The sequence below is a fragment of the Leptothoe sp. LEGE 181152 genome (assembly GCF_032906605.1).
Classification (GTDB): Bacteria; Cyanobacteriota; Cyanobacteriia; order Phormidesmidales; family Phormidesmidaceae; genus Leptothoe; species Leptothoe turfae.
Genome location: NZ_JASATU010000001.1, coordinates 115,284 through 129,226, shown reverse-complemented (window position 1 = coordinate 129,226; position 13,943 = coordinate 115,284). Strand labels below are relative to the sequence as shown.

Annotated in this window: 10 protein-coding genes; 8 read left to right on the top strand and 2 right to left on the bottom strand. The window is 48.1% G+C overall.

Going from position 1 to position 13,943, the window contains the following annotated elements:
* Nucleotides 1–664: 664 nt before the first annotated feature.
* The 7 genes from QGP82_RS00590 (at nt 665) to QGP82_RS00560 (ending at nt 9,790) form a co-directional block, all read left to right on the top strand.
* A complete protein-coding gene (locus QGP82_RS00590; protein ID WP_499056622.1) occupies nt 665–3,457 on the top strand; it encodes a bifunctional acetate--CoA ligase family protein/GNAT family N-acetyltransferase in 2,793 nt (930 codons plus the stop codon).
* A 419-nt stretch (nt 3,458–3,876) separates the two neighbouring features.
* Nucleotides 3,877–4,380, top strand: a complete 504-nt coding sequence (locus tag QGP82_RS00585) for a DUF2231 domain-containing protein (RefSeq protein ID WP_499056621.1) — start codon at nt 3,877–3,879, stop codon at nt 4,378–4,380.
* Nucleotides 4,377–5,006, top strand: coding sequence for a DUF2231 domain-containing protein (locus QGP82_RS00580; RefSeq protein WP_163659231.1), 630 nt, complete (start codon nt 4,377–4,379; stop codon nt 5,004–5,006). Before QGP82_RS00585 ends, QGP82_RS00580 begins: the two co-directional genes overlap by 4 nt.
* A 17-nt stretch (nt 5,007–5,023) precedes the next feature.
* Nucleotides 5,024–5,941, top strand: a complete 918-nt coding sequence (locus tag QGP82_RS00575; protein ID WP_163702010.1) for a cytochrome c oxidase subunit II — start codon at nt 5,024–5,026, stop codon at nt 5,939–5,941.
* Nucleotides 5,934–7,616, top strand: a complete 1,683-nt coding sequence (gene ctaD / locus QGP82_RS00570) for a cytochrome c oxidase subunit I (RefSeq protein ID WP_499056620.1) — start codon at nt 5,934–5,936, stop codon at nt 7,614–7,616. Before QGP82_RS00575 ends, ctaD begins: the two co-directional genes overlap by 8 nt.
* 64 nt (nt 7,617–7,680) lie before the next feature.
* Nucleotides 7,681–8,208 (top strand): cytochrome c oxidase subunit 3, encoded by a 528-nt coding sequence (locus QGP82_RS00565; protein WP_431732099.1) that lies wholly within the window; start codon nt 7,681–7,683, stop codon nt 8,206–8,208.
* A 70-nt stretch (nt 8,209–8,278) separates the two neighbouring features.
* Complete coding sequence (locus QGP82_RS00560) at nt 8,279–9,790, top strand: GMC oxidoreductase (protein ID WP_163698954.1); 1,512 nt, start codon at nt 8,279–8,281, stop codon at nt 9,788–9,790.
* A 19-nt stretch (nt 9,791–9,809) separates the two neighbouring features.
* Here QGP82_RS00560 and QGP82_RS00555 read toward each other — a convergent pair whose 3' ends face one another.
* Complete coding sequence (locus QGP82_RS00555; RefSeq protein WP_499056619.1) at nt 9,810–10,457, bottom strand: Crp/Fnr family transcriptional regulator; 648 nt, start codon at nt 10,455–10,457, stop codon at nt 9,810–9,812.
* 226 nt (nt 10,458–10,683) lie between these two features.
* On the opposite strand from QGP82_RS00555, the gene hcp reads away from it, so the two are divergent.
* Nucleotides 10,684–12,333, top strand: a complete 1,650-nt coding sequence (gene hcp / locus QGP82_RS00550) for a hydroxylamine reductase (RefSeq protein WP_499056617.1) — start codon at nt 10,684–10,686, stop codon at nt 12,331–12,333.
* A 34-nt stretch (nt 12,334–12,367) separates the two neighbouring features.
* Here hcp and QGP82_RS00545 read toward each other — a convergent pair whose 3' ends face one another.
* Entirely contained in the window at nt 12,368–13,612 is a 1,245-nt protein-coding gene (locus QGP82_RS00545) for an L-lactate MFS transporter (RefSeq protein ID WP_499056616.1), read from the bottom strand.
* Nucleotides 13,613–13,943 lie beyond the last annotated feature (331 nt).

Sequence of the window (13,943 nt, the reverse complement as noted above, 5' to 3'; positions counted from 1 at the left end):
ACGTACGATAGACAATCTCCACCTTTGACCACGCAAGAATTCCCAATGGTTGATTGATTGATGCTGATAGCTAGATTCTAATGATTAGTTATAAATCCTCAATGCTACTTACGTACTACGTATGCCTACATACCTAAGACTGTCTAAAACAACTGAAAAGAAATTAGCTATCTACAACCTGTAAAATCTGAAAAGGCCCCCAGACGACACTTAATGAGTAATCTTGCTTACTCGTTCATCATAGCAAAAAAAATAGAGGCTAAAGGTATTTCTGATACGGTTATGTTACGTTTCTAAAAAACATCATGATGTATTGAAACATTCTTAATAAACAACCTGCCTGTTTCCAAACTTCTTGCCGGAGAATAAGGTTGTCGGGGTTACCAATTTCGAAAGAATTTTGTGTTGAGAAACACCTTTAACAAGAACAAGAATATTTATATATCTGCTTAATATAATCCATAGAAAAAAAAGATACACTTTATAAGTTCAAATGTCATGGGACATTATCTTCATAAAGTTTTCAGAGTTGAGAACTTTGAAAACTTTGAGCTATTGATAGTCCAAGAAGACCATTCGGGATTACTACTAGAAATAGGCTACTAGCATGCCTCGCTCGTGAAATCAGCTAAACCTTTAGATGTATTTGGGGCATTATCGATTTATGACTAGCTTCAATGTCAGTGGTTATATGGGTGAAACAGAAACGATACCCCATAAAACAGATCAAAATTCTCTTCAGTTAGATCAGCTTCTTTGTCCAGATCCTGCCCACGATATTCTCCGCTACGATTATCAGCCACTCTCACCTTTTTTTGCGCCGCAAACTGTCGCCGTTATCGGTGCTACTGAACGTCCCGGTAGTGTAGGGCGCACCGTGCTCTGGAACCTCATTAGTAGTTCTTTTGGAGGCACTGTTTTTCCCGTTCACCCAACCCGGACCAATGTCCTTGGCATTAAGGCCTATCCCACCATTGGTCATGTACCTGAGCAAGTCGATCTAGCCATTATAGCCATCCCTGCTCAAGGTGTACCTGCGGTTATTGAACAATGTGGGATCGCAGGTGTTGCAGGCGTAATTATTCTTTCTGCAGGTTTTAGAGAAGTGGGTGAAGCAGGTGCTGCTTTAGAAGCGGCTGTTTTAGCTACAGCTCGACGTCACCAACTCAGAGTGCTAGGACCTAATTGTTTAGGTCTAATGTGTCCCATCAGCGGTCTCAATGCCACGTTTGCGGGCACCATGGCCAATCCAGGCAGCGTTGGTTTTATTAGTCAAAGTGGCGCTCTGTGCACCTCAATCTTGGATTGGAGTCTCCGGGAAAATGTTGGCTTTAGTGCCTTTGTTTCCATCGGATCAATGTTGGATATCGACTGGGGAGATTTAATCTACTATCTGGGTGACGATCCGGCTACCCACAGCATTGTTATCTATATGGAAACCATAGGCAATGCCCGATCGTTTCTCTCGGCAGCTCGAGAAGTGGCCCTGAGTAAACCGATTATTGTGATCAAGTCAGGGCGTACCCAGTTGGCAGCCCAGGCCGCTGCTTCCCATACAGGCGCTATGGCCGGTAGCGATGAGGTGTTGGACGCGGCATTTCGGCGCTGTGGTGTGTTGCGGGTTAACACCATTGACGAGCTGTTTAATTTAGCAGAAGTCTTAGGCAAACAACCCCGTCCTCGGGGTAAACGGCTAACAATTCTCACCAATGCTGGAGGACCGGGGGTGTTGGCTACAGATGCCCTGATTCGCAGTGGAGGAGAACTAGCTTCCCTGAGTGCTGAAACCGTAGAGACCCTCGATACATTGTTGCCCGACCATTGGAGCCGTCAGAATCCCATCGATATTTTAGGGGATGCTACCCCAGAAAGGTATGGTGCGGCCCTCGATGTGTTGGCACAAGACCGCAACAGTGATGGTCTTTTGGTTATTCTAACGCCCCAGGCCATGACCCAGCCCGCTGAAACAGCGGCCCAGCTACAGTCAAGGGTAAGTCATTGGAAAGATAGACCCTTGTTGGCTAGCTGGATGGGCACAGATGTGGTGGCTACAGGTGAAGCTCAACTCAATCAGAGCAGTATCTTTACCTTGCCGTATCCTGATGCTGCGGCCCAGGTCTTTACGTTAATGGCCCGCTACAGTGATAATCTCCATGCTCTCTATGAAACGCCTAGCCTCACAACAACGCCAACGTTTGATACCACCCCCATCGGTGAGTTATTGACCCGTGCGAGGGCAGAGCACCGTTTGCTGTTAAGTGAGTGGGAGTCTAAAGCGTTACTGAACGCCTACGGAATTCCCACTGTTACCACTAAACTGGCTACCTCGGTAGATGAGGCGGTAACCCTGGCTGAACAAATTGGCTATCCAGTGGTGCTGAAGCTGCACTCCCATACCATCACTCACAAAACCGATGTGGGCGGTGTACAGCTTAATTTGCCAGACGCAATGGCAGTACGGGCAGCCTATCGGTTGATTATGGCCATTGGCCAACCGGGAGATTGTTTGGGTGTGACGGTACAGCCCATGGTGCTGCGCAATGGCTATGAACTGATTTTGGGCAGTAGCGTTGATGAACAGCTAGGCCCCGTTTTGCTATTTGGCAGTGGTGGACAGCTGGTGGAAGTCTATTGCGATCGCGCCCTCGGTTTGCCACCGCTCAATACCACCCTGGCTCGGCGTCTAATGGAAAAAACCCAGATCTATAAAGCGCTTAAGGGGGTACGTGGTCAGCCGAGTATTGATCTTGCTGCCCTTGAACAGCTGCTGGTGAGATTTAGTCAGCTGGTGGTGGCCTATCCTGAAATTAAAGAGATTGAGATCAATCCGCTGTTGGCATCTGCAGAGCAGCTACTGGCTTTGGATGCACGCGTGGTGCTCCATGAGTCCGATATACCAGAAGATCAGTTGCCCAAGCCTGCAATTCGCCCATATCCCAAACAATACATTAAGCCTTGGGCACTACCTGATGGCATGGGAGTGACAATTCGACCCATTTCGCCTGAAGATGAGCCATTAATTGTCGATTTCCATAAAACCCTGTCAGAAGAGAGTATTTACTTTCGATATTTTCATTTGATCAACCTAAAGGCCCGGGTTGCCCATGAACGTCTGACCCGTATCTGTTTTATTGACTATGACCGGGAAATGGCGCTAGTGGCTGAATATCATGCTCCAGCTACGCAGCAAAGAACCATCTTGGGAGTAGCTCGCCTCAGCCGACTTCATGGTCTCAATGAAGCAGAATTTGGCATGTTGATCAATGACCAATATCAAGGACGAGGATTGGGGACAGAGCTCTTGCGATCGCTAATCAATATCGGTCAAGCTGAAGAACTCACTCGTATTTCAGCCGATATCTTGCCAGAGAACCAGGCAATGCAGCATCTTTGTAAAAAGCTGGGATTTACCCTTCAGCGAGATCAAGGTGAATTGCGAGCCTATCTAGATCTTTAGATGTGCAGGAGTCAGGAGTTAAGCGTCAGAGAGGGCCTGATCCCCTCCTGACTTTTGATTCTTGACTTCTCATAACTCTCGTTAGAACAACGTCCCGCCTGGAATTGACACCCGATCCAGGTGAATTTATTTAGACTTTTTTAAGGATCAACCAGGCCCGTATCCTTCCAGAAGAACTGTTGTTTATGAGAGAAATCTCATATTTGTTGTTCCGTGCCTAAGCCGTTTTTCATAAAACCATGGGTCTTTTGGTAGCAATTGACCAAGATATAAAAATGAGTTGAAAGTTCAGCCTCAATTGACGAATTGTGCGCCCTAATGGATAAGAGGATATTCCTCAATAGACAATTCTAATTTGAAGTAGAGAGTATTCTCTATACAGAAAGAGCTGACTTCGTTTCTTCGCATAGAGGCAACCAGTGTTCCAAAATCTATTACCCCCTCTCAATAATCACAATCTGCCCTATCCCGATACTATTCACCCCATCGTGGTGCATTTTGTTATCGCCATGGTGTTATTCGCTGTTCTTTGTGATGTGATTGGGTATTTCTCCAAAAATACTCGCCTGTATGAGGTCAGCTGGTGGAATATGATGTTTGCGACGATTTCTATTTTTATTGCCGTTATTTTTGGCCAAATTGAAGCTGGTTTGGCTACGCCCTACACAGTGGCTACTGGAGATCTAAATCTGCACACCCTGCTGGGTTGGTCCCTTTCTGGTATTTTGGCAGCCATTACGGGTTGGCGCTATATCATTCGACTACGTACCCCAGATACATTACCGATGGCCTACATGGGGATGAATGTTGTCCTGACAGGAATTGTCTTATTTCAAACCTATCTGGGGGACAAATTGGTGTGGATCTATGGGCTCCATACTGAAGCTGTGGTTGAGGCGGCACGGGGAGGTCTGTTGCAATGACCCTTGAACTGTTCAACGGTGAGCTTGTAACGCCAGTGTTCGCTATGGGAGTCAATGGTTTACCCTATGGTTTGCCAATCCATCCTAATCTGGTACATCTGACGTTGGGGTTGTTTATTGCTGCGATCGCATTTGATATTGTGGCTGCCCTATTTCCCCTTGAAAAGGCAATCTTTAAATTTCTCGCCATTCCAGCCACCAGCTCAAACCTTTACGACGTTGGCTGGTACAACATGCTGGCAGCGGCGATCATTACCTTTTTTACGGTAGCGGCTGGGTTTTACGAAATTCTGTTAGCTGATCCCCCCCAGGACATGGTCAGTCCTTGGGGATTGGGCGCAATGGATACCATGGTGTGGCACGGTGTTGGCGGCGTACTTTTGTTAGGTCTGATTGTTGCCATGACCGTCTGGCGTGGATTTCAGCGGTATGTGTGGCGACAGGATCGAGCACGTCAGGTGCAGTGGAGCTATTTAATTGCTGGTCTTGGCATCTTTGTACTGATGTTTGTTCATGGCACCTTAGGAGCACATCTTGGAGCCGATTTTGGTCTTCACATCAGTGCAGATCGGGTGATTCGAGCCGGACTTGATCCCAATACCCAACTGAATCTCTCCATCAAATAGTAGGAACCCTGACACCGATGAATCGACGCACGATTTTAATTTTAATGGGATTAGCCATTGCCGATCTCTTTATTAGCCTTTGGGTGGGTCAACAAGCCTATCACTGGATGCCGCCCCAAGCCTCGGCGGAGTCCGTACTAGTGGACAATCTGTTTAGCTTTATGACCACCATTGGTAGCTTCATCTTTTTAGGTGTAGTGGGGGCACTGCTATACGCAATTTTGTTTCAGCGAGCGGCTAAATATGATGCCAGTGACGGCCCCCCCATTGAAGGCAACATTCCCCTAGAGGTGGTTTGGACGGCGATTCCGATCCTGTTGGTGATCTGGATTGGTACATTTAGCTATCAAACCTATGACCGTATGAGTATTCTTGGCCCCATGGAGCATAAGGCCATGGGGATGTCGATGGCAGAGGCTGCACCTATTGCATCCCCCGAGGCTGAACAGTCTCCCATTAATGTCTATGCGCGGCAATGGGCCTGGGAATTTCACTATCCAGCACACAATATTCGCAGTACCGAGCTGCATTTACCTGTGAATCAGCGGGCTAAGCTACTGCTGTCCTCAGAGGATGTTCTCCATGGCTTTTTTGTCCCCGCTTTTCGAGTCAAACAGGATGTGGTCCCAGGCCAGGAGATCGGATTTGAATTTACCCCCATTCGAGAAGGGCGCTATCGGTTGCGAGATTCAGAATATAGTGGCACTTATTTTGCGGCCAATCAAACCAACGTCGTTGTGGAGTCTGCTGAAGACTACGAACAATGGCTGACAGCAGTGGCCTCTCTGCCCCCCACGCCAGCCCAGAATGTGGCCTATGAAGAGTTCAACCGCACCACCACCCAAAACCCCATTGGTTTAGGGTGGAAGACGGTTAAGCCAGCTCCTGCTCCGATTGTAAATTACGCCAGTTCAGAGGACGATTTCCATGAGTAATGCATCTTTGGAGGTGACGCCCCCCAATCTCCAACCCCAACCGGGAGCCCCGGATAACTGGCGCAGATTTTTTAGTTTTAGTACCGATCACAAAGTCATCGGGATTCAATATATTGTCACTGCGTTTGTCTTCTTTTTATTTGGTGGCTTGTTGGCCATGATCATGCGGGGAGAGCTGATTACTCCCGAAGCGGATCTGGTGGATCGCACCGTATATAACGGACTGTTCACCATGCACGGCACCATTATGCTGTTCATGTGGACGTTTCCAATGCTCAACGGCCTGGCCAATTATCTAGTGCCGTTAATGATTGGGGCACGGGATATGGCGTTTCCCCGGCTAAACGCTGCTGCGTTTTGGTTGGTGCCGATATTCGGGGTCATTCTCACCCTCAGCTTCTTTGTGCCGGGTGGACCGTCCCAATCGGGTTGGTGGGCCTATCCGCCGGTCAGTTTGCAGAATCCTACCGGCAACTTGATCAATGGTCAGTCCCTATGGCTATTGGCCGTAGCCTTGTCGGGAGTATCGTCGATTATGGGTGCGGTCAACATTGTTACCACCATTTTTAGAATGCGCGCTCCGGGGATGGGGTGGTTTAAAATGCCGGCCTTTTGCTGGACAGTGTTTTCGGCTCAGATCATTCAGTTGTTTGGATTGCCAGCACTAACGGCAGGTGCCGTCATGTTACTGCTGGATCTGACGGTGGGCACCAGCTTTTTTGAGCCCTCCCGCGGGGGTGACCCAATTCTCTATCAGCATTTCTTCTGGTTCTATTCCCATCCGGCGGTATACGTCATTATTCTGCCAATTTTTGGTATATTCTCAGAGGTCTTCCCAGTTTATTCCCGTAAACCCCTCTTTGGCTATAAGATTGTTGTCCTATCGTCCCTCATCATCACTGGGCTGAGTGGTATTGTTTGGGTCCACCACATGTTTGCCAGTGGCACTCCGGGCTGGATGCGCATGTTGTTTATGTTTACCACCATGATGATTTCCGTACCCACGGGGATCAAGGTATTTGCCTGGGTGGCGACGATTTGGGGCGGTAAGCTCCGGCTAAAAACACCCATGTTGTTTGCCCTAGGCGGCCTATTTATGTTTCTCTTTGCCGGAATTACCGGCATTATGCTCTCGTCGGCCCCCTTTGATATCCACGTTAATAACACCTACTTTGTGGTCGGCCACTTCCACTACGTTATCTATGGAGCCGTTGTGATGGGCTTCTATGCTGCCATTTACCACTGGTTTCCCAAGATGACTGGGCGCATGTACTACGAGGGTTTGGGTCAATTGCACTTTGTGCTCACCTTTATTGGCACCAATCTCAACTTTTTACCCATGCATCCCCTGGGTTTGCAGGGCATGCCCCGGCGGGTGGCTTCCTATGATCCAGAGTTTGCCTTCTGGAATGTTCTAGCGAGCCTCGGTGGCTTTTTATTAGGGGTATCAACACTGCCCTTTATCTTGAATATTTTGAGTGCTTGGGTGAAGGGTGAGGAAGCTGGAGATAATCCCTGGCGGGCCATTGGTTTGGAATGGTTGGTATCCTCTCCACCTCCCCACGAGAACTTTGATGAGATTCCGGTTGTTGTGTCGGCTCCCTATGGTTACGGCAGCAATGAACCTTTAGTTGAAAATAATCCAACAAAGGAGTTGGCCAGTGAGCACAGCTAAGCTTGATCAGACTGTTAATACCCAGGTTGTCCAAGGTGTAGGACATGAAGAAGAAGACCATCGTATGTTTGGCTTCATTGTCTTCCTACTGTCTGAAAGCGTCATCTTTCTAAGCTTTTTTGCGGGCTACATTGTCTACAAGACCAATGTCACCGACTGGTTGCCAGCGGGGGTAGAGGGCTTAGAGGTACGAGAGCCATTTATTAATACGATTGTCCTGGTATCCAGTAGTTTTGTGATCTACTTTGCAGAGCGCTACTTACACCGAGATAACCTGTGGGGGTTCCGGGCATTTTGGCTGTTGACCATGGCCATGGGGAGTTTCTTTCTCTATGGTCAAGCTGTGGAGTGGATGAGTCTGCCCTTTGGTTTTAAGTCAGGGGTGTTTGGCGGCACCTTTTATCTGTTGACTGGCTTCCACGGACTGCATGTTTTAACTGGGGTACTGCTGCAGAGTATTATGCTGGCCCGTTCGTTTATTCCCAATAACTATGCTGGCGGTGAGTATGGTGTTGCTGCCACATCACTATTTTGGCACTTTGTCGATGTCATTTGGATTGTGCTGTTTATCTTGATTTATGTCTGGCAATAGCTCTAATCGTGACAATACAAGACCTTAATTATTTAAAAACCCTCATTGGTAACCGGCAGAGGAGAAATCCATGATTATTGATGACCAGCACTACGACATCATCATTGTGGGCACTGGAGCTGGCGGGGGAACGCTGGCACAAAAACTTGCACCTACGGGGAAACGGATTTTGATTTTGGAGCGGGGAACCGGTATGGCCCTCGAAGAGCAAAATCCCGCAGGGGTCGATGTGCTGAAAAAGACAAAATACCATGCTTCGGAGCAATGGTATGACCAGTCCGGTGAGCCGTTTTCTCCTCAAACCAACTATGCCATTGGCGGTAATACTAAAATCTATGGCGCTTCTCTGATGCGAATGCGCGATCGCGACTTTGGAGCAGTCAAATACCAGGATGGTGTGGCCCCCGCATGGCCCATCCAGTATGCAGATTTAGAACCTTATTACACGGCGGCTGAACAGCTTTACCAGGTACATGGTGATCCTGGTAAAGACCCAACAGAGCCTACCCACAGTAGTGCATATCCCCATGGGGCTGTGGATCATGAGCCGCTGATGCAGCCAATTGTCGAGGCGATCGCACAGCAGGGACTGCACCCGGCTCCCCTACCCGTCAGTCTGACCCGCCAGGATGATGATCCCACGGGAGATGCTGAAGTCTTTGGTATCAATCCAGCTTTAAAGTATGACAATGTGACGCTACAAACGTCGGCAAAAGTTGTTAGCCTGCACACCAACCCAACGGGTACTGAAATCAAAGGAGTGCAGGCAGAAATTGGCGATCAGGCCATGTTATTTGCTGGCGATATCGTCGTCTTGGCCTGCGGTGCAGTCAATTCAGCGGCGTTGATGCTGAGTTCTGCCAATGCCAAACACACCGAGGGATTGGCCAACAGCTCAGGCCAGGTGGGGCGCAACTTGATGAAGCACCAGATGACCATGATTGTTGAGCGCAGTGCCGCCAACAATTCAGGGACATTCCCCCAAAGTGTTAGCATCAATGATTTTTATTGGGGTGACGGTGACTATGAGTACCCCATGGGACACATTGAGAATACGGGCGGACTGTTGCAAGACATCATTTTTGCCGAATCTCCGCCATTGCTGTCAGTGGCTGCCAAGATTATGCCGGGGGCTGGCTTAAAACAGTTAGCAATGCGGTCCATTGGCTGGCGAGCCCAAACGGGAGTATTGCCAAACCCCAACAATCGAATATATTTTCAAAATGGGAAACTACGCTACGAGTTTACGCCCAACAATATAGAAGCCCATGATCGTCTGGTGTACCGATGGATTGAGGTGTTAAAAGCCCTGGAGAAAACGTCTAAAGGTCTGCAGCGCAGTGGTGTATATCCACGGGGAGAAGTGCCAATTCAGGTGGTGGGTTACCAGAGTGGAACCTGTCGCATGGGCACTGACTCAGCCACCTCAGTGTTAGACACCCACTGCCGCACCCATGAGATTGACAATCTCTATGTGGTAGACAGCAGCTTTTTCCCCTCTTGCGCCAGTGTTAGCCCAGCGCTAACGGTAATGGCCAATGCGTTGCGAGTGGGAGAACATTTGATACAGCGGTTGCAGTAAGGGGTAAGAGGTGATCAGACTAGCGATCGCAATTGGCCAGGTGCTTTAAGTTTTCTAAATCTAACAATGTAATCTCAATGCCATCCATCGAAATTAAACCAGCGCGATTTAGCTTGGAAAAAGCCCGTGATAGAGTTTCAGGAATAGTTCCTAATCGGGCCGCCAGCTGATTTTTGGGCAGATCAAGCTTGATAATATCTACGTTGTTCAATTCCCCACTCAAATTTAGCAAGTAGGTAGCTAGGCGAGCTGGAACATCCTGTAGAGCAAGGCTATCCACCAGGTTCGAAAACCGTCGAAGATGTCGAGCAAAGCTTTTGAGCAGATTAATGGCAAGGGATGGACGCTGTTCTAAAAGGCTTAAAAAAGGCTGACGTGGAAAGAATAAAAGCTCCGATGACTCAAGGGCCGCTGCGGAGGCGGGAAAGCACTTGCCATCCAGAGCGGGCACTTCAGCAAAATGATCTCCCTGACCAAAGATATGCAAAATCTGCTCCTTACCCTGGGGCGATAGTTTAAATACCTTTACACGCCCCGATTGGATCACAAAAAATCCAATTCCAGCATCTCCCTGATGGAAGAGGACCTCGCCTTTGCCATAGGATTTGGTAACTGCTAAACCTTCAAGATCTTCCAACTGTTCCAATGGTAAATCCTGGAATATCATCGTCTGACTCAAAAAATTTGAGAGTGGAGACAACACCATTGGATAGTCACAGTTTGTAGTGAGAGATAGAGATATATTGTAACTTCAGACTAATGGGCCGTTTCCAAGAAATACAGAAGAAAATCTAAAGTTTATTACCCTTAGTCCTTTCCCTTGACTTAAGTCAAAGCATTGAACGTTCTCCTCTCCTACAGTAAACCCAGCTGCTTCCCAAGAGGATCTGACAATGTTTTGTGAACAATGCGAACAAACTGCGAGTGGACAAGGCTGCCATCAATGGGGAGCCTGTGGCAAAAGTCCAGAGGTCAATGCTGTGCAAGATCTGCTGATCTATATTCTGCGTGGCCTTGCCCCAGTTGCTCTCCGTGCCCGTGATCTGATGATCTCCACCGATGAGGTCGATAGATTCACCTGTGAAGCCATCTTTGCCACCATGACCAATGTCAACTTTGATCAAAAACGATTTACCAGCTACATTCGTCGAGCGCTGGCCTATCGAGAACACCTCAAAACTCAAGTGCAACAGGTTACAAAATCTGACCAAAGTTGGCCAGATATCACGTGCTATGAACCCAACTTTGAGGATAGTTTAGCGTCTCAGGGAGAGGATATCGCCCTGCAATTTATTGGTCAATCGAAAAACAATGTTGATATTTTCTCCCTTAAACTCACTGTTCTTTACAGTCTTAAGGGGATGGCCTCCTATGCATTCCATGCCCAGGAGTTGGGTCAAACCGATGAACGGGTTGATCAATTCTGCTATGAGGCCCTAGCTGCATTGGAGCGTCAAGATCTGAGTCTGGAAGACTGGGTCACTCTGGCCTTGAAGGTTGGGGAAATCAATTTGCTGGCGATGCAGTTGCTAGATGCCGGGCATACGGGTAATTATGGCCATCCGGTGCCCACATCGGTGCCCCTCAACACCAGAGTGGGTAAAGCTATTCTCGTGTCTGGCCATGATATTCCCCAATTGGAAGCGGTGCTAAAACAGACCATGGGAACCGCTATCACAGTGTACACCCATGGAGAATTGTTACCCGCCCATGGCTATCCGCGTCTAAAACAAACCTACCCCCATCTCTATGGGCACTATGGTACGGCCTGGCAAAACCAAACTCGGGAGTTTGCCAAATTTCCAGGGGCCATTGTGATCACAACAAACTGTCTGATGCCACCCCATGAAAACTATGAGGACAAGCTGTTTAGTATTGGTCCTGTGGGATATCCAGGATTGAATTATCTTCCCGCTCAGCCCAATGGGCTGCCTGATTTTACCCCCGTGATTACGAAAGCATTGGAGTTACCTGGATTCACTGAAATAGGGACTCCCCGGCAGGTAACCACTGGTTTTGCCCGCAATGCGCTACTGGGGGTCGCTGACCAGGTGATTGCAGCGGTTAAAGCTGGCAAAATTCGTCATTTCTTCTTAATTGGGGGCTGTGACGGGGCTAAACCTGATCGTAACTATTACACTGAACTGGTAGAGAAAGTGCCTGAGGACTGTGTGATTCTCACGCTTGCCTGTGGCAAGTTCCGTTTCTTTGATCAAGAGTTAGGGGCTATTGAAGGTATTCCTCGGTTATTGGATGTGGGCCAGTGTAATGATGCCTATTCTGCAATTCAGATTGCGATCGCACTAGCCAATGCGTTTGAGGTCGATGTTAATCAAATCCCCTTGTCAATGATTTTGTCCTGGTATGAACAAAAAGCGGTGGCTATTTTGCTGACCCTGCTGCACCTGGGGATCAAAGATATTCGCTTGGGACCCACGCTGCCTGCATTTATCTCACCTAATGTGTTGAAGTTATTGTCGGACACCTATAATCTCCAACCCATCACCATACCCGAGGCAGATTTAGCCGCTTGTCTAGCCTAGATTTGAGCAAGCACGTATCCGTAAGGCATCTGGGTTAGGACCGTGTCTGCTCACGTTTGAGCAGACAACTAGCAACCACAATGCCGATGATGGCAAATAGGGCCATGGGATAAAACGCGTAGGTATAGGTGCCAAACCAATCTCGAATTTGTCCGATGGCCAGGGTGCCCGTTAGGGCACCTACCCCATAGGCGGTAAACACAATGCCATAATTTTGAGCATATTGATCGGGGTTAAAAAATCGGAGGGTGATGGTAGGAGCCATGGCTAACCATCCTCCTAAACAAAACCAAAGCAGGCAAAAGGCAATTAAATAAGTCGCTAACTGACCCTCTTGTGCGTTCATCATTAGCACACAGGCAATCAGTACCAGCGTATACGATGAGATTGCCACATATTGAGGCTTAAAACGGTCGCTTAACCACCCAAATAAAGGACGACTGAAGCCATTGAAGAGGGCAAATAGAGAAACGCTAATGGCTGCCGTCTCTGGATTAACCTTAATAATCTCTTCCCCCACCGGACCTGAGATACCAATGGCACTTAAGCCGATCAGGGTGCCAATGGCATAACAACCCCACAGTCCATAAAATGACTGGCTTTTGAGCAGCTTTTTGGGATAACTGTGGAACCCTGTGACTGTTGGCTTAGCAGAATTCTGTTGGGGATGCCAGCCCTTGGGCGGTAATTTTAGGATGATGGCAATGCCTAGAACAATCATCATAAAGATGCTGCCTAAGATCCACAGCGTTGGCCTTACGGTGTAACTATCAATTAATCGATTGGCTAACGGAGCAGTAATGAGCGGCGATAGCCCAAACCCGACAATTGTTGCTCCCATCGCTAGGCCTTTTTTCTCAGGAAACCATCGGGCAACGACAAACATGGGCACACCGTAGGTAACGCCTACGCCTGTCCCTGCCATAACTCCGTAGGTGAGGACGAGCATGCCAATGTTTGTCGCAAAGCTGGAGAGAATATAGCCCGCCCCCAGGAAAATCCCGCCGATTACCGCCACCATGCGAGCGCCTATGCGAGGAATGAAAAAACCTGCGACTGGCATGAGAGCCGCATAGAAAACCAGTGCAACCGTATAGGGTAGAAGACTTTCAGTCGCACTTAAATTTAGCTCACCTTCCAAGGGGGTTCTAAAAATACTCCAGGAATAAACGGTGCCCAGACACATTAAAACGACTGTGCCCAAGGGAATTAACAACCACCTACCCCGTTCTGCGGGTAATCCAAGCACGGTTAACTCTGAGCGATGGTTAATTCCCATAGGTTTCAGCAATACTATCCAGGCCGGAAATGCCTAATGAACGAATACAAATACTTGTGGCTGCGATCGCAATTTTTCTATTAATTGTTTGTTTAAATAACAATAATAGACCGGTGTCTTTGCGAGAACATTATTATAGGTTAGTTCCTCGATGTCTATAACCGATGCTACAAGTATTCACAATCAATCAGATATATCACTGGTTGAGCAACTTGAAATTCCACCACTGGGATCATAAACAAGTTGTGCCACTCGGATTAGATCGGCAAAATGGGTAGGCCGAAGACCCGTGATTGTTTGAATTGTCTGAATGCGTTATTTATGTCGTTGG